Origin of the sequence: Georgenia daeguensis (genome assembly GCF_039537705.1) — a bacterium.
Classification (GTDB): Bacteria; Actinomycetota; Actinomycetes; order Actinomycetales; family Actinomycetaceae; genus Georgenia; species Georgenia daeguensis.
Genome location: NZ_BAABBA010000001.1, coordinates 44,872 through 66,607 on the forward strand (window position 1 = coordinate 44,872; position 21,736 = coordinate 66,607).

The following is a 21,736-nucleotide window of genomic DNA, read 5'->3' on the forward strand; positions in this document are numbered from 1 at the left end:
GTGACGGCGACCGACCACGCCGGAGAGGGAGGGACTGTCATGGCGGGACGCCAGGCATGAGTCCGGAGGATCCGCGGGTCACGGTGGTCGTCGTCAGCCAGAACCGCCGCGACGAGCTGCTCGCCTCGCTCGCCCGCCACCGCGCCTCGGTGATCTACGTGGACAACGCCTCGGCCGACGGCAGCGCCGTCGCCGTCCGTGAGCGGTTCCCGCACGTCGAGGTGGTCCGGCTGTGCCGAAACGCCGGCGCCTACGCCCGGACGGTCGGCGCGCGTCGCGCGCGCACCCCGTTCGTCGCCTTCGCCGACGACGACTCCTGGTGGGCGCCCGGGGCGCTCGCGGCAGGCGCCGCCACCCTGGCCGACCACTCGGGCCTGGGCCTGCTGAACGCGCGGATCCTCGTCGGGCCCGAGGCCCGGACCGACCCCGTCAGCGAGGTGATGGCGCGATCGCCGCTCCCGCGCCCGCCGGGCGTCCCCGGCGTGCCGATCCTCGGCTTCGTGGCCTGCGCGGCCATGGTGCGGCGGGAGGCCTTCCTCGCCGCGGGCGGCTTCGACCCGGTGGTGCGGTTTCCCGGCGAGGAGGAGCGTCTGGCGATCGACCTCGCCGCCGGCGGCTGGGCGATGAGCTACGTCGACGACGTCGTCGTGCACCACCACCCCTCACCCGTGCGCCACACTCCGGCGCGGCGCGTCCGCGCCATGACCCGCGCCTCCGTGCTCACCGGCGTCATGCGCCTGCCGCGGGACGCCGCCGTCGGCCGGTTCCGGCGTGCGCTGGGGTCCGGACCCGCGCAACGGTCGGGCGCACTGGATGCGTTGCGCGAGCTTCCCGCGGCGCTGCGGGCCAGGCGGCCGGCCCCGGCGGACGTGCTCAGCCAGCTCGAGCTGCTGTCCGTGACGGCAGACCGGCCGGACGACCGGCCGCCCGAAGAACGCGTCCCGGCGGGCGCACGAGGCTACGGAGGTGGCGCATGAGAACGGTGCGGAGCGCGTCCGGGCGGGACCACGCGCCGGACCGGAGAGCCGTGGTCACGGGTGGTGCGGGATTCCTCGGCAGCCATCTGTGCGAGACGCTGCTCGCCGACGGGTGGGCGGTGGTCTGCCTGGACAACTTCCTCACCGGCACGCCGGGCAACGTCGCCCACCTGGTGGGCCGGCCGGGGTTCGAGCTGGTGCACTGCGACGTCACCGAGAACGCCCACGTTCGCGGCGACGTCGACCTGGTGCTGCACTTCGCCTCCCCGGCCTCCCCGGTGGACTACCTCGAGATGCCCATCGAGACGCTCCGCGTGGGGTCGGTCGGCACCGAGCGCGCTCTGGGAGTCGCCCGGGACAAGAGCGCGCGGTTCGTGCTCGCCTCGACCTCCGAGGTCTACGGCGACCCGCAGGTGCACCCTCAGCCAGAGGACTACTGGGGCCACGTCAACCCGATCGGCCCGCGCGGGGTCTACGACGAGGCCAAGCGGTACGCCGAGGCGCTGGTCACCGCCTACCGGTCGACGCACGGCGTGGACACCGGCATCGTTCGGATCTTCAACACCTACGGCCCGCGGATGCGGCCCGACGACGGGCGCGCGATCCCGACGTTCATCCGCCAGGCGCTCGCGGACGAGCCGATCACCGTGGCCGGTGACGGCACGCAGACCAGGTCCGTGTGCTATGTCGACGACCTGGTTGCCGGTGTGCTGGCCATGGCGGCCAGCGCGCACGCCGGGCCGGTGAACATCGGCAACCCCCACGAGCGGTCGGTCCTCCAGATCGCCGAGGACGTCCGCGCCGCCACCGGCTCCCGCTCGGAGATCACGTTCGTCGGCCGGCCGACGGACGACCCGGAGGTACGCCGTCCGGACACCACGCTCGCCGCCGAGGTCCTCGGCTGGCACCCCACCGTGACGTGGGAGGAAGGGCTGGGCCGGACCGTCGCCTGGTTCCGGGAAGCCCTGAGCGCCAGCGCCTGAGCTCGCTGTCCACAGTGCTGACCAGCGGCGATGGCGGTGAAGGGAGCGATGTCAGACCCCTGCCCTAGTGTTTCGAACATCAGTTCACGGCGTGGTGGGTGAGGGGGTGAGCGGGCGTGGTCGCGATCCAGACGGAGCGGCGGGCGGGCAACGGGCCGGCGCCGACGACGAGCGCCGCGGCCATCCTGGCGGCGGACCCGGCCGCGCCGGCGGGTCCGGCCGCGCTGCTCACCCGGCTGCGTGATGCGGCCGAGGCCCTGCGGGTCGGAGCCCCGCCGACCGGCGCGACCGGTTGGGAGCATGCCGAGCGGGAAGGGGCGATCACCGCGCTGGACGCCGTGATCCAGGACCTGACGCTCTACAGGGGCAAGGTCCTGCTGGCCCATCGCGAGGACGGCCGGTGGGGAAGTGCCCGGGACCGCGACTACGCCGACTGGCGCGCCCGGACCACCGGGACCGGGCGCGGGGCCGCGCTCGGCGAGCTGCAGGTAGCTGAGGGTCTGCAGGCGATGCCCGAGGTCGAGGCCGGCGTCGCCGCCGGAGAGCTGACCCTGGAGCACGCCAAGGCCCTGGCGCGGTTGCGGGCCGGCGCCTCGGAGGAGGTCCGGGCCGCCCTGGACGGCGGGATGGCCGCCGACCTGGCCGCGAAGGGCAAGGGCCTGTCCGCCCCGGAGCTGGCCAAGGCGGCGAAGAAGGCCGCCGCCACGGTGGACGCGCGCGCTGCGCAGGCATCTTTCGAGGCCACCTGGCGACGCCGGGCGGTCACCACCGCCCGCAGCGGGGGTGGGCGCACCGGAACCTGGGTGCTGGACGAGATCTCCGGCACCATCGTGGAAACCGCCCTGGATGCGGTCGCCGGCGCCCCGGCCGCCGACGACGATCGCACCCGGGGCCAGCGCCTGGCTGACGCCCTCGTCACGATGGCTTCGCGCACCCTGCAGACCGGGTCGGACCTCAACGGCGCGCAGGTCCGCCCCCACATCGCCCTGATCACCGACGAGGAGACGTGGGCTGCCGCCCGCCGCCACTGCCAGGCGGTCGAGGACGCGACCGGCGCCGCGGTCGAGGCCACCCACGGCAGCGGCGCCGCGTTCGGCCTCGACGCGGACGGGCGCCCGCGCACCACCGCCGCCGTCGACGTCGGCGACGGCCGCCGCACCAGAGGCACCGGTGCCGGTGCCGGTGACCCGTCGGGAGGCGGCTGCGCACTGAGCGCCCGTCCCGCTCCTGGCCCGTCGGCGGTGCCGGACCTTCCGCCGGTCGCGCCCGCCGAGCTGGAGGACGGCACGCTCGTCCCGCTGGGTGAGCTGATCCGGCTGATGTGCGACTGCGAGATGACCCGGGTCGTCATGGACGCCGACTCCCAGGTCCTCGACGTCGGGCTGACCCAGCGCACCTACGCCAAGGAACTACGCCGCGCGGTGACCACCCGGGACAGGCACTGCCAGTGGCCCGGCTGCCGGATCCGCGCCTCCTGGTCCGAGGTCCACCACATCACCTGGTACTCCCGCGGCGGGCCGACCTCCGTGGACAACGGCATCACCGCCTGCACCTACCACCACCACGTCATCCACCGCGACCACGTCCGCATCGTCCCTCTGGCCGACGGGTTCGCCTTCTACCGGGCCGAGGGAACCCTCATCGGCACCACAAGACGTGACGCCCGCCGGAGACGGCCGAAAGTGCCGGCGGGTGCCGGCACCGCCGGAACCGGGGGAGGTGCGGCAGGCCAGTCAGGCTGGGCCGATGATCGCATGCCCGCCCCCGCCCCTACTCACGCCGAGCTGCTCGCCGTCCACGAGAAGATCACGGCCAGCAACGGCCGGCCACCGGCCGGCCTGCTTGATGCGCTGACCAGATCCACAGCACCGGAGGATCCCGCCATCCTCGCCAGATCGACGGCACCGCCGGATGACCGTGTCGCGCCGTCGCCACAAGCGGCACTGTCGGGCGCTCCACCCGCAATGTGGGACGCCCCTCTCCTCGGCCAGCTATCCGCACCGTCGGGCGCTCCACCGACACCGTGGGACGCCTCTCTCCTCGACCAGCCAGCCGAACCGTCGGGCGCTCCACCCGCACCGTGGGACGCCCCTCTCCTCGGCCAGCTAGCCGCACCGTCGGGCGCTCCACCGACACCGTGGGACGTCTCGCTCCTCGACCAGCCAGCCGAACCACCGTTCTGACGGGCGATGCCCGCTCAGCTGGACGTGGCTGTACGAGCCGTCGTCGCCTCGAGCAGTCCACGCGCCGCCTCGAGGACCTCGTCGACGCCGATAGAGGCGAGCGCCGCATCGACCGTGGCGGCGTGCGGATCACCGGGGCCGGTCCCGTGCCAGATGACTGTGTGCAGGTGGTGGTCGATCGACGGTCCCCACCACATCGGCGGAGTCGGGCCGAACAGAAGGACAGACGGTGTGCCGAGGGCAGTCGCGAGGTGTGCCACCCCGGTGTCTCCGCACACGAGCAGTCCGGCCATGCCCACGGTCTCGGCGAGGTCGCCGAGGCCGAGAGTGCCGGCCGCCGAATGCACGCCTGCGCCGGCGGCCCGGGCGATCTGCTCGCACACGGCGATCTCGTCACCGGATCCGGTGAGCACCACCGGGTAGCCCATCACGGCCAGCGCACGGCAGACGGCGGTCCAGCGCTCGGCCGGCCAGCGGCGAGCCACGGAAGCCGCTCCCGGGTGCACCACGACCGGCGCCCGAGCAGCCACCCGGCCGCCATCGGTGACCCGCCCACGTCGCTCCGTCCCGCCCGGCAGCGCCAGACGCAGGTCCTCGGCGGAGCACTCCCCACCCGCCGTCCGCACGAGCCGGCACCAGCGGTCGACCTCGTGCTCGTCACGCACCCAGCGAGGCCCCGGATGCCCGATCTCGGGGCACCCGAACGCGACGAGCCTCTCCGGCTCCGTCGCAGAGAGCAGCCGGTGGCTCTGCGGGCCGCGGCCGTGGAGGTTCACGGCCACGTGGCCGCCCGGGCCCTCCCAGCGCAGCGGTGCACCCAGACCGGAGGTCGGCAGCACCTCGTCGACGACGCGAAGCTCCCGCAGCCACGCGCCGGGCCCAGCCGGTGCCGCGAGAACCAGGCGTCGTCCCGGGAACGCCCGGCGAAGCCCGCGCAGCGCCGGCACCCCGGTGAGGGCGTCGCCGAGGCCCAAGGCCCGCAGCACGAGGACGTCGCCCGGTGCGCCGGCCACGCGCTTCGCGTGCGCGGCGCCGGTGGAGCCCGGCACGTGCACGCCGCCGTCCGCGCGTTCGCTGCCGCCCGGGCGTTCGCTGCCGTCCGCGCGTTCGCTGCCGCCCGGGCGTTCGTTGTCGTCTGCGCGTTCGCTGTCGTCCGCCCGTGTGCCGCCGCCGCTCACGGCCAGGAGGTCTCCCCGGACGCCATGACGAGCATCTCGCGGATCTCGCTGCCCACCGGCTGCCGCAGCGCGGTCAGCACGGCGGAGGCGGTGTTGGCGGGGTCGTTGAGATCCTGGTCCGGCGCGGGCCGGAACCGCTCGTCGCGCCCGTCGAAGAAGGCGGTGCGCATGCCGCCCGGCACGAGGCAGGTCACCCCCACCCGGCCGGCGTACTCCGCCGCCAGCGCCTGGGAGAACCCGCGGATCGCGAACTTCGACGCCGAGTACGCCGTCGCGGCGTCCGCGCCGCGCAGCCCGAGCGTGGAGGAGACCGTCACCACGGTGCCCCGCACCTTCTCGAGGTGCGGCAGGCAGGCCCGCACCACCGCGACCGTGCCGAAGAGGTTGACCCGGACCACCTTCTCCCACGCCGCGGGCTCGATCTCGAGGATCGGGCCGCACGCGTCCGTCCCGGCCGCGGTGACCACCGCCGACGGCGGACCCACCTCTCGCACGAGCCGCTCCACCGCCTCGGCCGCGGCACCGGACTCGGCGAGGTCGACCGTCACGTGCGGAACGTCGCCCGACGGGGCGGCCCGGTCGAGGACGGCCGCGGTGCCGCCGGCCTCACGGACGGCCTCGACGACGGCGGCCCCGAGACCGCCGGCGCCGCCGGTGACGAAGACGGTGCCCACCTCGCGGGGGGTACGGGACTGCTGCGGGGCAGTGCTCATGCAGGACTCCTTCCGGATGCGGCCGCCCGGGCCAGGCCCGAGCGCTGGATGATCGAGCTGGTGGAGCGCCCGCCGAGATACGGCAGGAGAACGACCCGCCCACCGTGGCGGCGAACGACCTCCGACTCCGGCAGCGGCGCGCCGCCGTAGTCGCCGCCCTTGGCCCACACGTCCGGCCGCAGCCGGTCGAGGACCGCGCGGGGGTCGTCCTCGTCGAAGACGACGACGGCGTCCACGCAGTCCAGCGCGGCCAGGACACGGGCACGGTCGGGCGCGGGCACGACCGGCCGGCCCGGCCCCTTCAGCCTGGTGACCGAGGCGTCGGAGTTCATGACGACGACCAGGTGGTCGCCGAGCCGCCGGGCCGCCTGCAACGTGGCGACGTGGCCGGCGTGCACGATGTCGAAGCAGCCGCCGGTGGCCACCAGGGTCCCGCCGTCGGCGCGGAGCCGGGCGGTGAGCCGGTCGAGCGAGCCGGGATCCTGCGTCCACAGCCGGCCGGGCTCGTCACCGTCCGGTTTGCCCGGACGTGAGCTTGCGGCACGGCCGGGCACGGTGTGGCCGGTGCCGGCCAGGTGGGTGAGGGCGGGAGAGCCGCCGGGCTCGGTACGGCCGGGCTCGTCAGGGCCCAGGTCGCCCCTGCCGTTGCCCGCGACGGTGCGCGCGGCGGCCGAGCGCTGGCGGAACCCCTCGGCGCCGCCGGCCGCCACCCAGGCGGACGCGTGGGCGACGGCGCGCTCCACCGCCTCCGGCACCAGCGCCCCACCGGCGAGGGCGACGGCGCAGCTCGCGGCGAACTGGTCGCCCGCGCCGCACGGGTCGCCGTCGGCCGCGACGGCGGGAAAGAACGCGGCCTCCGTGCCGGACCGCGCCAGGTAGGCGCCCGCGGCGCCGGCCGTCACGCACACGGCCGCGGCGCGCCAGCGGCGGACCAGATCGCCGGCGACGACGTCCGGCGGCGCGTCGGCATCGTCCGTACCGAGGCCGGACGTACCGAGGCCGGACGCACCGAGGCCGGACGAGCCGGCGACGGACGCGCCGGCTCGCGCCAGGGCGGCGCCCGCCTCGGCCGCGTTCGGCGTCACGAGCGCCGCGCCGGGGACGGGTGGCCCACCGCGCGGATGCGGGTCCCAGACGAGCCGGGTGGACCGGGCGGCATCCGTGAGCAGCGCGCGCAGCGCGGGATCGCGGGTGACCCCGGCGCCGTAGTCCGAGACGAGCACGGCGTCGGCGGCGGCGAGCACCGCCGCGACCTCCGCCGTCGGCACCTCGCCGGGCGCACCGGGCCCGCCGTCGTCCACGCGCACCAGCGACTGGCCGCTGCTGCGCACGCGCGTCTTGGTGCGGGTCCCGCCCTCGTGCGGCAGCGCCACCAGGGTCAGCGAGCCGCGCAGGTGCGCGGCGAGGCGCTCACCGGGTCCGTCGTCGGCCACGGGCGCGACCAGGGTGACCCGGGCGCCGCCGGCTGCACACAGCAGCGCGGCCAGGCCGGCGCCGCCGGGGCTCTCGCGGGTGCCGGTGACGTCGACGACCGGCACCGGGGCGTCGGGGCTGAGCCGCTCGACCCGGCCGTCGACGTCGCGGTCCAGGACGACGTCGCCGACCACCACGACGTGCGGCACGTCGCGGCTCACGCGCTCCTCCGCAGCGGGTCGCGGGTGGTGCCGAGGGGCGAGGCGTGCGGCGCCCCCGGCAGGGCGTGCGCCCCGGGGGCCGGGCGCGCGGCGAGAGTCGCGCCGGCGAGGTTCGGGCCGTCGGAGAGGTTCGCACCGGGGGTGAGGTTCCCGCCGGTGGCGAGGGCCGCGCCGGCGGCGAGGTTCGCGAGCTCGACGTCCAGGACGGCGCACAGGGCGTGGATCGCGACCAGATGGACGGCCTGGATGGCCGCGGTGGAGGGCGCGTCGACGCACAGGGCGTCGTCGCTGCGCTCGGCGAGCGGGTTCGGCCCCCGCCCGGTCATCGCCCACACGTGCATCCCCATCTCGCGGCCGCGCTCGGCGGCGCGCACCACGTTGGGGCTCTTCCCGGACGTGGACAGGAGCACCAGCACGTCCCCGGGGCGCCCGTGCCCCTCGACCTGGCGGGCGAACATCTCGTCGGCGCCGTAGTCGTTGACGATGGCCGTGACCGAGGAGCTCTCCGCGCACAGCGAGATGGCGGAGAACGGGCGGCGCTCCTCGAGGAAACGGCCGACCAGCTCCGACGTCAGGTGCTGCGCCTCCGCGGCGCTGCCGCCGTTCCCGGCGGCGAGAAGCCGGCCGCCGTCGAGCAGGCGCTCCGCCAGGGTCCGCCCCCACCGGGCGACGGTGCCGGACTCGCACCGCAGGGCGGCCAGCGCGGCGTGGAGCTCGCGCTCGTGGTCCTCGATCCAGTCGAGAGCGTTCAGGGCGCTCATGCGGTTGCCTCCTTCAGCGCGGGGTACGTGGCGGGCTCGTAGGCGGCGAGCGTCCCGGCCGCGACCGTGGCCCAGGAGTACCGGTCCAGCGCGCGGCGCCGGGCGGCGACGCCGAAGCGACGGCGCCTTTCCGGGTCGCGGAGCAGCTCGCCGAGCGCGCCGGCGAGGGCGTCGGGATCGCGCGGCGGGACGAGGAGCCCGGTCTCGCCGTCGGCCACGCTGTCGAGCAGCCCGCCGACGGCGGAGCCGACGAGCGGGCGGCCGCACGCGGCGGCCTCGAGCGGGACGATCCCGAACGGCTCGTACCAGGGGGTGGCGACGACGACGTCGGCGTCGCGGATCAGTGCCGGCATGGACTCACGGGCCACCGACCCGAGGAACCGCACCCGGTCGGCGACGCCCAGCCTCGCCGCCAGCGTGCGCAGGCGCCGGACCTCGGGATCTCCGTCGACCTCGTCAGCGGCCGGACCGCCCGCGACCACCAGCTCCGTGCTGGGCAGCGCGGGGAGCGCCTCGACGACGGTCGCGATGCCCTTGCGGGGGACGAGCCGGCCCACCGAAAGCAGCCGGTGCGGGAGCCGCCGGGGCCCCGCGGGGCCGTGCCGGTCGCCCACCCTGGGCGGGTCGCCGTCGCCGGGGGCGAAGCGCTCGACGTCGACCCCGCAGGGGACCACCCGCACGCTGCTCTCCGGCACGCCGAGGCGCCGCAGCTCGGAGACCTCGTCGCGGCAGGTGGCGACGACGAGGTCGACGGCGCGGCCGATGCGGCGCTCGTCGCGGATCCGGGTGGGGGGCGAGGTGTCGGCGGCACCCTGGTGGCGCCGCTTGACGGTGCCGAGGGCGTGGTACGTGTGCACGGCCGGCACGGGGACGGTGCGGACGGCCTCGAGCACCGCCAGGCCCGACATCCAGAAGTGGGAGTGGACCACGTCGGGCCGCCCGCGCAGCGTCCAGGTGCGGGCGAGCCACCGGCCGAAGGCGGGCATGAACGGGGCGAGCTCGTCCTTGGGCAGCGGTTCCGGCGGTCCCGCGGGGACGTGCACGACGGTGACCCGCTCGTGCATCGGCACCCGCTCGGGCAGGTCGGCGCGGTCGCGGCGGGTGTACACCTCGACCTCGTGCCCGTCCTCGGCGAGGGCGGTGGCGAGCGCGGCGACGTGGACGTTCTGCCCGCCGGCGTCCACCCCGCCGAGCACGGCGAGCGGGCTCGCGTGCTCGGAGACCATGGCGATCCTCATCGATCTACCTCCTTCAACAGCTGCTGCCAGTCGGCGAGGAACCGGTCCAGGCCGAAGCGGTCGAGCGCGTGCGCGCGTGCGGCCCGGCCGTACTCCCGGGCCTCGTCGGGGTCGTGCAGCCACCGCCGGGCGGTGGCCACGAGGACGTCGGGGTCGGAGCTGACCACCCCGGCGTCGGCCGGCACCGCCTCGGGGGCGGCGGTGGTGGCGAGCGCGAGCACCGGCATCCCGAGGGTCATGGCCTCGATCAGCGACAGCCCGAGCGACGTCCACCGGTAGGGGTGGAGGTAGGCGCGGTGCCGCGCGAGCAGGTCGTGCATCCGGTCCTGCGGGACGTCCTCGTGCAGGTGCCCGGCCAGGTGCGGGGCGCGTTCCTCCAGCGCCGCCATGCCCATGCCGTGCACGGCGACCGGCAGCTCGTCGGCGATCCGCAGCAGCACGTCCGTGCCGGCCACCCGCCAGCGCCGCACCGGCTCGTTGACCACCACCCCGAGCCGCTCCTCGGTGCCGGTGTACCGGTAGCCGGGGTCGACGAGGCCGTGGTCGATGACGGTGGTCGGCGCGGCCCCGCAGTCCCACATGAGGGCGTTGAAGGCGGTGACGTGCACGACCGGGATGTCGGAGCGGTCCGCCAGCGGGTGCCGGGTGGCCGGCGCCGGCCCGGCGGGGGTGTTGTGCTCGACGTAGACCACCGGGACGTCGATTCCCGCCCGCAGGCCGGTCCACTCCTGGAGCAGCGAGATCTCGTGGGGGCGCTGGAGGACGACGACGTCGCAGCCCTCCTCCCGCAGCTCGTCCGGACCGAGCTCGCGGGCCGCGGCGGGCCAGGTCCAGGTGCGCGCCCGGCCGAGCCCGTCCGGTCCACGGTCGGGCAGCACCGGGATGAGGTACTCGTCGGGGCCGTGCACGAACGGGGTGAGCCAGGAGCCGTGGACGTGCCAGATCAGGATCCTCATGCGCCCACCTCCGCGGGCGTCCCGGGTCGCGAGGCCGACCGGGACGAGGCCGGTGCCCCGTCCGGCGGAGGCGCGGCCACGAGCGCGCGGACCGCGCGGACGACGTCGGCCGGTGCGACCCCGGCCAGGCACGGGTGGCCCGGGACGGGGCACTCCCGGGCGCGGGTGTCGCGGCACGGCGCGTGCTGGTCGCCGAGCACCACGCTGGGCACGCCGTAGGGCGCCCACCGCTCCGCCGGGACCACGGGGGAGAACAGGGAGACCACCGGCGTGCCGACCGCAGCCGCGAGGTGGGCCGGACCGGTGTTGCCGACGACGACGCACGCGGCGCCGTCGAGCACCGCGGCGAGCTCGGCGAGGTCGGTGCGTCCCGCGAGGTCGACGACGCGGCCCCGCCTGCCGCCGGTCGGGCCTGCGCCGGTCGGCCCCATGCTGGTCGGGCCGGCGTCGGTGGTCCCGATGCTGGTCGGGTCGGCTTCGGTGGTCCCGATGCTGGTCGGGTCGGCGTCGGTGGGGCCGGCGTCGGTCGGGCCGGCGACGACGGCCGCGAGCTCGCGCTCGGCCGGCCCGCCGGTGACCACCACCGGCCAACCGTCCGCCCGCAGCGCCGCGACGACGGCGCGCGCGTGCCCGGCGCTCATGGCCCGGGCGGGCACGGACGCGCCGGGGTGGACGACGACGTAAGGCCGGTCCGGAACCAGGGCCGGGGCCGGCGGGAAAGGCCGGCGCAGGGCGAGGCGCCCGTCGTCGCCGGCCGGCAGCTCCGCGCCGGTGGCCCGGACGAGGTCGAGGGCCGCCTCCACCTCGTGCAGCCCCTCTGGCCGCCGGTGGCGCACGTCGAGCAGGGAGCCGGGGTAGTCGACGCTCGTCGCGGCGACGTAGGGCACGCCGGCCATCCGCGCGATCAGCGCCATCGGCAGCGGGCTCTGATGAAAGGAGGTGAGGACGACGCACCGGTCGTAGCGGCGCTCCGCGAGCAGCGCGATCAACGCCTGGAGCCGGGCCGGGTCGGCGGGCGGCGGGACGTAGCCGGACCACGGGACGTCGGCCACGAGCACGCCGTCGACGCCGGGCAGCAGACGCGCCGCGCCCCGGCCGGCCGGGCTGACGAGCAGGTCGAGGTGGTCGGCGGAGGCCGCCAGCGCGCGCAGCGCCGGTCCGGCCAGCAGGACGTCGCCGTCGTTGTCGAGCCGGACGGCCAGGGTGCGGGTCACGGCCGCACCACCGCCAGAGGCCGGACCGGCTCCGGCGAGACGTCACCGCCGCGCCCGGTGGCCTCGCCGTCACGGGTGCCGGCCGGGGTCCCGGGCACGCCTGCCGGGCCGCCGTCCGCCATCGCGAGCAGCACGTCGGCGGCCTCGGCGAGGTCGGTCGCGACGATGTCGGCGGCGGCGACCTCCTCCGCGCGGGTCTGGGCAGTCGGGACCAGCACCGCGCGGGCGCCGGCGGCGCGGGCGGCGTCGACGTCGGCGCCGATGTCCCCCACGACAGCGCACTCGTACGGCGCCACACCGAGGGCGGCCGCCGCGCGCAGCACCAGGAGCGGCCCGGGCTTGCGGCAGGCGCAGCCGTCCCCGGGACCGTGGGGGCAGTGCTGCACGGTGTCCAGCCCGCCGACCTCGGCCCGCACGCGCTCGTTGACCGCGGCGACATCGTCCTCGGTGAGCAGGCCACGCGCGACGCCGGACTGGTTGGTGACCAGCCCGGTGCGCAGGCCGGCGGCGCGGAGGCGGCGCAGCGCGTCGAGCGCGCCGTCGACGACCCGCACCCGGTCGGGGTCACCGTTGTAGGGGACGTCGTGGACGAGGGTGCCGTCACGGTCGAAGAGCACGGCGCGCAACGGCGGCGGCCAGGCGGCGACGCCGGCACGGTAGTCCAGCGTCCCACGGCCCCGGTGCCACACCGCCAGCCAGGGGATGAGTGCGCTCGTGGCCGCCATGCGGCCCCACTCCCGCACCCACCCGTCCTGGCCCGGGCGCGGCCCGGGGGCGATGCGCCGCCCGGCGAACTCCGCGGTCAGGGCCGCCCACGCGGTCCCCGCCACGAGCGCGGGCGTAGACCGGCGCAGCGCCGAGAAGTGCTGCTGCGCAGATGAAGTCGTCCCAGGAGCACTTGTTCGTCCCAGAAGCACTTCTCGGCCGCTGCTGGCCCGTCGACGCACCGCGGCGCGGGCGACGTACGCGGCGCGGGCGGCGTACGCGCCGCCCGCAGCGTTGCTGGCACCCGCGGCGTCGGTGGCGTTGGCGGTGGCGGCGCTGACGACTGCGGCGACCGCTGCGACCCCCGCCACCACCGTGGCGACGTGCCAGCGGAAGCGCCCCCGCCCAGTCTCGGCCTCCTGCCGCCACGCGGGCCCGTGCAGCGCGCGCATGAGGGCGTCGGACCGTGCCCCGGCCTGCATGCGCAGGCTCACCGCCCAGTCGGCCGGGCGGGCGGGGTGGACGATCGACCGCGAGCCGTGCTCGAGGCGCCAGCCGGCGCGCCGCACCCGCAGGGCGAGGTCGGCGTCCTCCCGGTAGGCGCGGGGGAACCGCTCGTCGAAGCCGGCCACGGCGGCGAGGGCCGTGCGCCGGTAGGCCATGTCCGCCGTCGCCCACCGGGCGGTCTCGAGGCCGGCGGTGTTGCGCTCCCAGTCGGTGGGGCGCCGGTGCGCCGGCAGCGGCACGTGGATGCGGCCCTGGTTCCCGCCGACGTCGTCACCGGCGGACGCCAGGTCGGCGCCGAGGCGGCGAGACCACTCACGCGGGAGGAGGACGTCGTCGTCGAGGAAGGCCACCCACTCGGCGGACGCCGTGCGCCAGCCGGCGTTGCGGGCGGCGGCGGGGCCCCGGCCGCCCGAGCGGATGATCCGCACCGGCCACGGCAGCGCGGGCACGTCGAGGCCCGGCGGGACGGCGACCTCGGGGGCCACGGCGGCCTCCGGTCCGGCCACGAGCGGCGTGGTGGGGTCGAGCGGCCGGTCGTCGACCAGCACCACCTCGGCCGGCGCCACGTGCCCGGGATCACGGGCCTGGGCGGCGAGGGAGTCCAGCAGCACCCGCAGCGACGGCCGCCCGATCGTGGGCACCACGACGGCGTAGCCGGGCGCGGCGGTCACAGGGCGACCCCGGCCGCCTCGTGGACGCGGTCCGCACCGGCGAAGAGCATGGACCGCCTCACGAGGTGGGGCCCCATCACCAGGACGTCCACCGGGGCGGACCCGAAGAGCTCCAGGGCGTCACGCGGGTCGTCGACCATGGGCCGGCCGGCGGTGTTGAGCGAGGTGTTGACCACCACCGGAAGCCCGGTGCGCCGGTAGAAGGCCTGAATCATCGCGCCGAGCCGTGGCTGGGTGGCCGGGTCGACGGTCTGGATGCGGGCGGTGCCGTCCACGTGGACGACGGCGGGGATCCGGTCGCGCCAGAGCGGGTCGACGTCGTGGACGAACAGCATGTACGGGCTCGGGACCGGCCCGCCGGAGAAGATCTCCGCGGCGTGGTCGGCGAGCACCATGGGGGCGACCGGACGGAACTGCTCGCGTCCCTTGACGTCGTTGAGCCGCTCCAGGTTCGCCGCCACCCCGGGGTTGGCGAGGAGCGAGCGCTGCCCCAGCGCCCGCGGCCCGAACTCGCTGCGGCCGTCGAACCAGGCGACGACGCCGTTGTGGGCCAGGACCTCGGCCACCTGCTCGTCGAGGTCGTCCGGGGTCGTGAACGGCACGGCGGCCCCGCGCAGCCAGGATGCGAGCTCGTCATCCGACCACTGCCGTCCGAGCGCCGCCGAGGGCATCGGGGCGGTGGTCTCACCGCGGTCCGCCGCCGCCTGGAGCGCGGCGCCGAGGGCGGTGCCGGCGTCGCCCGCCGCGGGCTGGACCCACACCTCCTCGAACGGCGTCTCGCGCCAGATCCGTGAGTTCGCCACGCAGTTCAGGGCGGTGCCGCCGGCCATGGTCAGGACGCGGTCGCCCGTGCGCTCGTGCAGCCACCGCGCGAGGTCCACGAGGACCTCCTCGAGGCGAGCCTGCACGGAGCAGGCGAGGTCGGCGTGGACGCCCCGCCAGGCCTGCTCGTCAAGGTGGGCGTCCCGGTCGCGGGCGGGTGCCCACCGCGACCAGTCGGGAATGGGCGCCTGGAAGCCGCCGTCGTCCGTGGCCCGGATCGTCTCGCGCAGCTCCTCGAGGTACCGCGGCTCGCCGTAGGAGGCCAGCGCCATGACCTTGTACTCGTCGGAGGAGCGCAGGAAGCCGAGGTGCTCGGTGAGGGACTCGTAGAGCAGGCCGAGGGAGTGGGGAAGGTCCTGGGTGGCGAGGACCTCCAACGAGCCGCCGGTGTAGCGGCCCGAGAGGTGGGAGGCGTGCTCGCCGCGCCCGTCGAGGACCAGGACGCTGCTGCGCTCGAAGGGCGAGGCCAGCGCGCCCGACGCCGCGTGCGCGACGTGGTGCGGGACGAAGCGGACCTTCTCCGGGTCCAGGCCGGGCAGCGCCGCGGCGAGGAACTGCGGGGCGCGCCGCGCGTAGGTCTGGCGCAGGTCGTCCCACGGGTCGACCAGGCCGAGCTCGTCGGCGGGCCGGGCGAGCGCCGGGTCGTAGGAGTAGGCGACGACGTCGAGGTCCCGGGGGGCGAGCCCCGCCGCCTTCAGGCACCACCGCATCGACAGCTCCGGCAGCTCCCACGCCGCGAAGGGCACGGGGCGCTTGCCGTGCTTGCGTCGGGAGAACCGCTCCTCCTCCGCGGCGGCGACGATCTGGCCGTCGATCACCAGCGCGGCGGAGGGATCGTGGAACAGGGCGTTGACACCGAGGATGCGCATGAGTGGCGGCCTTTCCCGTCGTCGTGCACAGTCGGGGCGGTGTCCTCCGGCGGCTGCCGGGGAACGTGTGGACCACTGTGGAGGCGAGAAGCGCTTCTCGCACTTCGAAGTGCTCGGGAGGACTCGTGAGCAGCACGCAGACCGTCCAGACCCCGCCTCTCTTCGCCGCGCCGCGGCGCCTGGGGACCCATCTCGTCGGCGGGGAGGAGGTCGCGGCGGCGGGAGAACGTGAGCTCACCCGCGCCGACCCGGCCACCGGCGAGCCGGCCTGGACGGTGGTGCCCGCCACCGACGCGGAGGTCGCCTCCGCCGTCGACGCCGCGGCGGAGGCCGCCAGGGCGTGGCGGCGGACCCCGCCGGCCGAACGGGCCGCCGCGCTGCGGGAGGCGGCCGCCGCCGTGCGTGCGGCCGCGGACGACCTCGGCTCGCTCCTCACCGCGACCACCGGCCGGCTGATCGGCCAGGCCCGCGAGTCCGCCGTCGTCGCCGCCGACCTCCTCGACGAGGCCGCCACCACCGGGCTGGGTGCCACCGGGCGCACGCTGGCGGGAGCGCCCGCCACCCTGGACGTGGTGCGCCGCGAGCCGCACGGGGTGGTCGCCGTCGTCACGCCGTGGAACGACCCCTTCCCCACGGCGGCGGGTCTGCTGGCCGCCGCCCTGATCACCGGCAACACGGTGGTCCACAAGCCGTCCGAGCGCAGCGCCGCACCGGGGTGGGAGCTGGCGCGGCTGATCGCCGGGGCGCTCCCCGCGGGGGTGCTCAACGTGGTGAACGGCGACGGCGGCACGGGAGCGGCGCTGGTCGCGGACCCCCGGGTCGCCCTGGTGGCGCAGGTCGGCTCGACGGCGGTGGGGCGGGAGATCGCGGCGCGGGTCGGCGCCCGGGGCGGGCGGGTGCTGCTGGAGAACGGCGGCAAGGACCCGATCGTCGTCGACGCCGGTGTCGACCCCGCGTGGGCGGCCGGGCAGATCGCGCTCGGCGCGTTCACCAACACCGGGCAGATCTGCACGTCGGTCGAGCGCGTCTACCTGCACGAGGCGGTGGCCGAGGACGTGCTCGGCGAGCTGGTGCGTATCGCGGAGGCCATGCGCGTGGGGGACCCCGCCGACCGGGCCACGGAGCTCGGCCCGCTCGTCGACGAGGTGCAGCTAGCGGTGGTGGACGAGCACGTCTCGGCCGCTTTGGCCGCGGGCGCGGAGGCCCTCGCCGGCGGCTCCCGGCGCGACGGCGCGGGCTGCTTCTACCCCGCGACCGTGCTGGACGGGTGCACCGCGGACATGGCCGTGATGACGGAGGAGACCTTCGGGCCCGTCGCCGCGGTGACGCGCGTGGCGGACTTCGACGAGGCGCTGCGGCTCGCGGACGCCGGCCGGTACGGGCTCGCCGCCACCGTGCTCACTCCCGACCTCGCGCACGCACTGCGCGCGGCGGAGGAGCTGGAGGTCGGAACGGTGAAGGTGAACGCGGTGTTCGGCGGGGCGCCCGGCGGTTCGGCGGACCCGCGGAAGGACAGCGGCGCGGGCGCCGGGTACGGGCCCGACCTGCTCGCGGCGATGACGGTGCTCAAGACCGTCCACCTGGAGGCGGCGCACTGACAGTGGGGCGATGACGGCGGCTTCCTGACGCGGCTACCTCGCGCGGCGCCCCTGACGGCGGCGTCCTGACATTGGCGTCCTGACGTTGGCGTCCCCCCGGGCGGCGTCCTCACGGTCCGCGCCCGCCGCGCGGGCGCGCTGCGTCATCATGGGTCACGAGGGTGGTGAGGCCCATGAGCTCGTGGCGAGTGGTCCCGGCGGTCTTCCTGGCACTGGCGCTCGGGTCGTGCGCGGGCACCGGTGCCGATGGCCGGCCGAGCGCCGTCGTGCCCGGTGCGACAGGCGGTGCGACCGGTTCCTCGGCGAGCGACTCTCCGTCGGCGCCGACTGCCGCCGGCGAGCCCAGCTCCGCGCCGGGCACCCCGTCTGCCGGCGGCGCACCGGCCGCCGCGGCGGAGCCCGGTGTCCTCGTCACGGACCTTCTCTCGCCGTGGGGGCTGGACTTCCTTCCCGACGGCGACGCTCTCGTCACCGAGCGCGACACCGGCCGCGTGCTGCGGGTCGCGCCGGACGGCACGGTGACGGAGCTGGGCACCGTGCCCGGCGTCAGCCACGGGGGCGAGGGTGGGCTGCTCGGGATCGCCGTCGCCCCGGACGTCGAGCGCAGCGGGCACGTCTTCGTCTACGCCACCACCGACGCGGACAACCGGGTGCTGCGCATGCGCCTGGTGGGCGACAGCCTCGAGCCTGACGCCGTGATCGTGGAGGGCATCCGGCGGGCGGGCAACCACAACGGCGGGCGACTGGCGTTCGGGCCCGACGGGTTCCTCTACGTCACCACCGGGGACGCCGGCGAGCCCTCGAACGCCCAGGACGTCGCCTCCCTCGGCGGGAAGATCCTCCGGGTGGACGCCGACGGGCGGCCCGCACCGGGAAACCCGTTCGACGGCTCCCCGGTCTGGTCCTACGGCCACCGGAACGTCCAGGGCATCGGGTGGGACCCGGCCGGGCGGATGTACGCCAGCGAGTTCGGGCAGAACACCTACGACGAGCTCAACCTCATCGAGCCGGGCGGCAACTACGGCTGGCCCGAGGTGGAGGGCGCGGGCGGCGTCGCGGGCTTCGTCGACCCGCTCCGCCAGTGGTCCACGGACGAGGCCTCACCCAGCGGCCTCGCCGTCACGGGCGGGCAGGTCTACCTGGCGGCGCTGCGCGGCGAGTCGCTGTGGCGGGTGCCGCTGACCGGCGACGGCGGCACGGGTGAGCCGGTCCGGCTCCTGGAGGGCGAGTACGGGCGGCTGCGGGCCGTCGAGCCGGACGCGGCCGGCAACCTGTGGCTGCTCACGTCGAACCGGTCCCGAGGGAACCCGGTGCCCGAGGACGACCGGATCGTCGTGGTGGACCCGGCCGCCCTCGGTTGACTGGGTTGAGCGACGAGGTGGCAGTTCGCCGGTGAGGGAATGACCTCTCGACCGCTGACGTCAGCTGGTCTCGTCGTCGTGACGGCGCCGGCTGGAGCGGTCCCGCCTCGGGGACCCGTCTTCGGCCCCGGCGGAGGTCTCACCGAGGTCCTGTGTGCGCCCGCGGGACTCGCGCAGCGCCCGGCCCTTCTCGATGTCCTCCTTGGCCTGCTTGGCCTTCTTGTCGCTGGCCTTGGTGTCGCGCGGCGGCAGCTGCACGGACTCCTCGGCGGGGATGCCGGCCTGGAGCTCGCGGCCCCGCTCAAGCTCGGCGTCGAACTCGGCACCGAAGAGCAGCGCAAGGTTCAGGATCCACAGCAGCAGCAGGAAGATGATGACGCCGGCCAGCGCCCCGTAGGTCTCGCTGTAGCTCTCCCCGCCGGCGGAGCTGACGTACAGGCCGAGGGCGAGGGCGGCGAGGGCCGCCACCAGTATCGCGATGAGGGCACCGGGGCTGACCCACCGGAACTTGGGCATCTTCACGTTCGGGGTCACGTAGTAGAGCAGGGCGATCGTGACCACCACGATGAGCAGCAGGACCGGCCACTTGGCGATGCCCCACACCAGCAGCGCCTGGTCGCCGAGCCCGATGAGCCCGCCGATCGCCTCGGCCACCGGCCCGGAGACCACGAGGATCACCGCGGCCATGGCCACGAGGATGAGCATCGCGAGGGTGAGCAGATACATCACCGGCCGGAGCTTCCACATCGGCCGACCCTCGGGCACCTCGTACATGCGGTTCATCGCCCGTGAGAAGGCGTTGACGTAGTTCGACGCCGTCCACAGGGCGACCAGCAGACCGAGGAAAAGACCCCAGCCGGCGCCGGGCACGGTGGTGACGTTCTCGATGGCGGGCCGGAGTCGGTCCATCGACTCCTCGGGGACGAACTCCGAGGCCATGTCGATGATCGTCTGCGTGCTCTGCCCCTGTCCGACCAGGCTGAGCAGCGAGGCGAGCGCGATCAGCGCGGGGAAGAGCGAGAGGATCGCGTAGTAGGTCAGGGCCGCCGCGAGGTCGGTGCACTGGTCGTCGAGGAACTCCCGCAGGGTCCTGCGCAGGACGTAGCCCCAGGAGGGTTTGCGGATGTCACCGAGGGAGTCCGGCTTGGCCGGGTGGTCGGCATCCACGGTGCTCTTGCTGCTCATCGACGTTCTCCTCCGGTGGGCGGTCGCACCCGACGTGGGCGCCCTGCTTGCTGAAAGCGTGCGGTGAGCCGTCGTGAGCGGCAACCGGAGCGGTCCCGCTTGCGGTGAGCCGACGGCGGCCCGAACCTGTGCCGATGACGACCAGCGCACCCCCCGCGGGCGAGACCTCCCGGCTGCGGAAGGGCATCACGCCCGCCCTCCTCTTCCTCTTCATCCTCGGGGACGTCCTCGGCGCGGGCGTCTACGCCCTCGTGGGTGTCCTGGCCGAGGAGGCCGGCGGGATGATGTGGGCGCCGCTGCTGCTCGCGATGGCCATGGCGCTGCTGACGGCGTCGAGCTACGCCGAGCTCGTCACCAAGTACCCCAAGGCCGGCGGGGCCGCCGTCTTCGCCCGTCGCGCCTTCGGCCGCCCGGTGATCTCCTTCCTCGTCGGTTTCTCGATGCTGGCCGCCGGCGTGACGAGCGCGGCCGGGCTGGCGATCGCCTTCTCCGGCGACTACCTCTCCACCTTCGTCGACGTCCCGACCGCCCTGGCAGCGCCGGTCTTTCTCGTCCTGCTGGCCCTGCTCAACGCCCGCGGGATCAAGGAGTCCGTGCGCTCCAACGTGGCGATGACCGTCATCGAGGTCTCCGGCCTGGTGCTGGTCGTCGTCCTGGGCGCCGTCGCGATCGGGGGCGGGCAGGGGGACCCGGGCCGGCTCACCGAGCTTCCCGACGGCGTGGGGCTCGGCGCCGCGGTGCTCGGCGGGGCGCTGATCGCCTTCTACTCCTTCGTCGGCTTCGAGGTCTCGGCCAACGTCGCCGAGGAGGTCCACGACGTCAGCCGCGTCTACCCGCGCGCCCTGTTCGGCGCGCTCGCGGTGGCCGGCGTCGTGTACCTGCTGATCGCCGTCGTCTCCGCGCTCGTCATCGACCCTGCCGACCTCGCCGGCTCCACGAGCCCGCTGCTCGACGTCGTCGCGGCCACCGGGATCGGCCTGCCACCGTGGGCGTTCAGCGCGATCGCACTCGTCGCCGTCGCGAACGGGGCGCTGCTGACGATGATCATGTCCAGCCGCATGGCGTACGGCATGGCCGACGAGGGACTCCTCCCGCACCCGCTGACCCGGGTGCTGCCGAACCGGCGGACGCCGTGGCTCGCCATCGTCCTCACCACGGCACTCGCCGTCGGGCTCACCCTCGTCGGCGACCTCGCCGTGCTGGCCGAGACCGTGGTCCTCCTGCTGCTGTTCGTCTTCCTCAGCACCAACGTCGCGGTGCTCGTGCTGCGCCGCGACCGCGTGGCCCACCCGCACTTCCGGACCCCTGCCGCGCTGCCGGTGCTCGCCGTGGTCTCCTGCCTGGTCCTCCTGGCCCAGCAGTCGCTGGAGGTCTGGACCTACGGGCTCGCCATGCTGGCGCTCGGCGTCGTGCTGCACCTGCTCACGCGGCGCACCGGCCATGCCCGGAAGGTGCGGGCGGAGCAGGCGGAGGCGCGGGCCGCGGCCCGGAGGTGACCTCGGCGCCCGATCTCGGCACGTCGACGTCGGAACCCCGGACGTCGGGACCCCGACGCCGAAGTTCCGAACGCTGGCGGAGGTCGCCGCGGCAGGAGAAGGTGGACCCGTCGGACGGTGACGAGAGGCGGTGGGTATGACCCTCCTTCCCAGGCTGGCGGCCGTGGCCGCCGCGGGTGCGGGCGTGGCGCTCGGCGGCGTCGCCGTCGCCATCGGCGTGCTGCGCGGGGCGAAGCCGTTGCACCCGCGCGGCGCCGTGGTGCGCGCCCATCTCCACCTGCACTCGCGGCCTCCCGAGCTCGGCATGGCGCTCGGCGTCCTGGGTCACCGGGAGGCGCAGGTGCGGTTCTCCCGCGCCATCGGGCTGCCTCGGTCCCTGCCGGACATCCAGGGCCTCGCGATGCGGGTGCACGATCCGGACGGCCCCATCGACGTGCTGCTCGCCTCGACCGGGCGCGGGCCGCTGTCCCGCTTCATCCTCACGATGAGGCGGCGTCCGGAGGACGGCGCGTTCACCAGCCTCATGCCGTACAAGGGCCCGCGCGGGCCCGTGCTCCTGGGTGCCGAACCCTCCCAGGACCCGCGGATCTACGTCCTCGAGTGGGCCACTCCGCAGGGCCCGTGGCGCACCTTCGCCACGCTCGAGTGCGAGCAGGTTCCCTCCGAGGCCGACGACGCCCCCATC

At 75.6% G+C, this 21,736-nt stretch carries 16 protein-coding genes; 6 read left to right on the forward strand and 10 right to left on the reverse strand.

Annotated elements, in window-relative coordinates; all coding sequences use genetic code 11:
* Positions 1 to 56 precede the first annotated feature (56 nt).
* The 3 genes from ABD774_RS00250 to ABD774_RS00260 all read left to right on the forward strand — a co-directional run bounded on the left by ABD774_RS00250 (position 57) and on the right by ABD774_RS00260 (position 4,143).
* The gene (locus tag ABD774_RS00250) at positions 57 to 977 is read left to right on the forward strand and encodes a glycosyltransferase family 2 protein (RefSeq protein ID WP_345036313.1); all 921 of its coding nucleotides are present in this window, start codon (positions 57 to 59) and stop codon (positions 975 to 977) included.
* Complete coding sequence (locus ABD774_RS00255; protein ID WP_345036315.1) at positions 974 to 1,960, forward strand: UDP-glucuronic acid decarboxylase family protein; 987 nt, start codon at positions 974 to 976, stop codon at positions 1,958 to 1,960. The genes ABD774_RS00250 and ABD774_RS00255 overlap by 4 nt, the downstream gene beginning before the upstream one ends.
* 116 nt (positions 1,961 to 2,076) lie before the next feature.
* Complete coding sequence (locus ABD774_RS00260) at positions 2,077 to 4,143, forward strand: HNH endonuclease (protein WP_345036317.1); 2,067 nt, start codon at positions 2,077 to 2,079, stop codon at positions 4,141 to 4,143.
* A gap of 14 nt (positions 4,144 to 4,157) precedes the next feature.
* Here ABD774_RS00260 and ABD774_RS00265 read toward each other — a convergent pair whose 3' ends face one another.
* From ABD774_RS00265 to ABD774_RS00305, 9 genes are read right to left on the reverse strand one after another with little or no spacing between them, the layout of a single operon-like run.
* Positions 4,158 to 5,321 carry a glycosyltransferase family 9 protein gene (locus ABD774_RS00265; RefSeq protein ID WP_345036319.1) on the reverse strand — a complete coding sequence of 388 codons (1,164 nt, stop codon included), beginning with the start codon at positions 5,319 to 5,321 and terminating at the stop codon, positions 4,158 to 4,160.
* Positions 5,318 to 6,034: an SDR family oxidoreductase gene (locus tag ABD774_RS00270; RefSeq protein ID WP_345036321.1), complete on the reverse strand. Its 717-nt coding sequence runs from the start codon at positions 6,032 to 6,034 to the stop codon at positions 5,318 to 5,320. The genes ABD774_RS00265 and ABD774_RS00270 overlap by 4 nt, the downstream gene beginning before the upstream one ends.
* Entirely contained in the window at positions 6,031 to 7,668 is a 1,638-nt protein-coding gene (locus ABD774_RS00275) for a PfkB family carbohydrate kinase (protein ID WP_345036323.1), read from the reverse strand. Before ABD774_RS00275 ends, ABD774_RS00270 begins: the two co-directional genes overlap by 4 nt.
* Positions 7,665 to 8,429, reverse strand: coding sequence for a D-sedoheptulose-7-phosphate isomerase (locus tag ABD774_RS00280; RefSeq protein ID WP_345036325.1), 765 nt, complete (start codon positions 8,427 to 8,429; stop codon positions 7,665 to 7,667). Before ABD774_RS00280 ends, ABD774_RS00275 begins: the two co-directional genes overlap by 4 nt.
* Positions 8,426 to 9,667 (reverse strand): glycosyltransferase, encoded by a 1,242-nt coding sequence (locus ABD774_RS00285; protein WP_345036327.1) that lies wholly within the window; start codon positions 9,665 to 9,667, stop codon positions 8,426 to 8,428. The genes ABD774_RS00280 and ABD774_RS00285 overlap by 4 nt, the downstream gene beginning before the upstream one ends.
* Positions 9,664 to 10,623, reverse strand: coding sequence for a glycosyltransferase family 4 protein (locus ABD774_RS00290; protein WP_345036329.1), 960 nt, complete (start codon positions 10,621 to 10,623; stop codon positions 9,664 to 9,666). The genes ABD774_RS00285 and ABD774_RS00290 overlap by 4 nt, the downstream gene beginning before the upstream one ends.
* Positions 10,620 to 11,837: a glycosyltransferase family 9 protein gene (locus ABD774_RS00295; RefSeq protein WP_345036331.1), complete on the reverse strand. Its 1,218-nt coding sequence runs from the start codon at positions 11,835 to 11,837 to the stop codon at positions 10,620 to 10,622. Before ABD774_RS00295 ends, ABD774_RS00290 begins: the two co-directional genes overlap by 4 nt.
* The gene (locus tag ABD774_RS00300; RefSeq protein ID WP_345036333.1) at positions 11,834 to 13,720 is read right to left on the reverse strand and encodes an HAD-IIIA family hydrolase; all 1,887 of its coding nucleotides are present in this window, start codon (positions 13,718 to 13,720) and stop codon (positions 11,834 to 11,836) included. The genes ABD774_RS00295 and ABD774_RS00300 overlap by 4 nt, the downstream gene beginning before the upstream one ends.
* Positions 13,717 to 15,411, reverse strand: a complete 1,695-nt coding sequence (locus tag ABD774_RS00305) for a carbamoyltransferase family protein (protein ID WP_345036336.1) — start codon at positions 15,409 to 15,411, stop codon at positions 13,717 to 13,719. Before ABD774_RS00305 ends, ABD774_RS00300 begins: the two co-directional genes overlap by 4 nt.
* Before the next feature lie 179 nt (positions 15,412 to 15,590).
* Between ABD774_RS00305 and ABD774_RS00310 the strand changes: the two genes are divergently transcribed.
* Positions 15,591 to 17,009 carry an aldehyde dehydrogenase family protein gene (locus ABD774_RS00310; RefSeq protein WP_486327246.1) on the forward strand — a complete coding sequence of 473 codons (1,419 nt, stop codon included), beginning with the start codon at positions 15,591 to 15,593 and terminating at the stop codon, positions 17,007 to 17,009.
* A 173-nt stretch (positions 17,010 to 17,182) separates the two neighbouring features.
* Complete coding sequence (locus ABD774_RS00315) at positions 17,183 to 18,370, forward strand: PQQ-dependent sugar dehydrogenase (RefSeq protein ID WP_345036340.1); 1,188 nt, start codon at positions 17,183 to 17,185, stop codon at positions 18,368 to 18,370.
* Positions 18,371 to 18,430: 60 nt separating this feature from the next.
* On the opposite strand, the gene ABD774_RS00320 is transcribed toward ABD774_RS00315, so the two are convergent.
* Entirely contained in the window at positions 18,431 to 19,555 is a 1,125-nt protein-coding gene (locus tag ABD774_RS00320; protein ID WP_345036343.1) for a YihY/virulence factor BrkB family protein, read from the reverse strand.
* A 134-nt stretch (positions 19,556 to 19,689) separates the two neighbouring features.
* On the opposite strand from ABD774_RS00320, the gene ABD774_RS00325 reads away from it, so the two are divergent.
* Positions 19,690 to 21,051 (forward strand): APC family permease, encoded by a 1,362-nt coding sequence (locus ABD774_RS00325; RefSeq protein ID WP_345036345.1) that lies wholly within the window; start codon positions 19,690 to 19,692, stop codon positions 21,049 to 21,051.
* Positions 21,052 to 21,736: the final 685 nt, after the last annotated feature.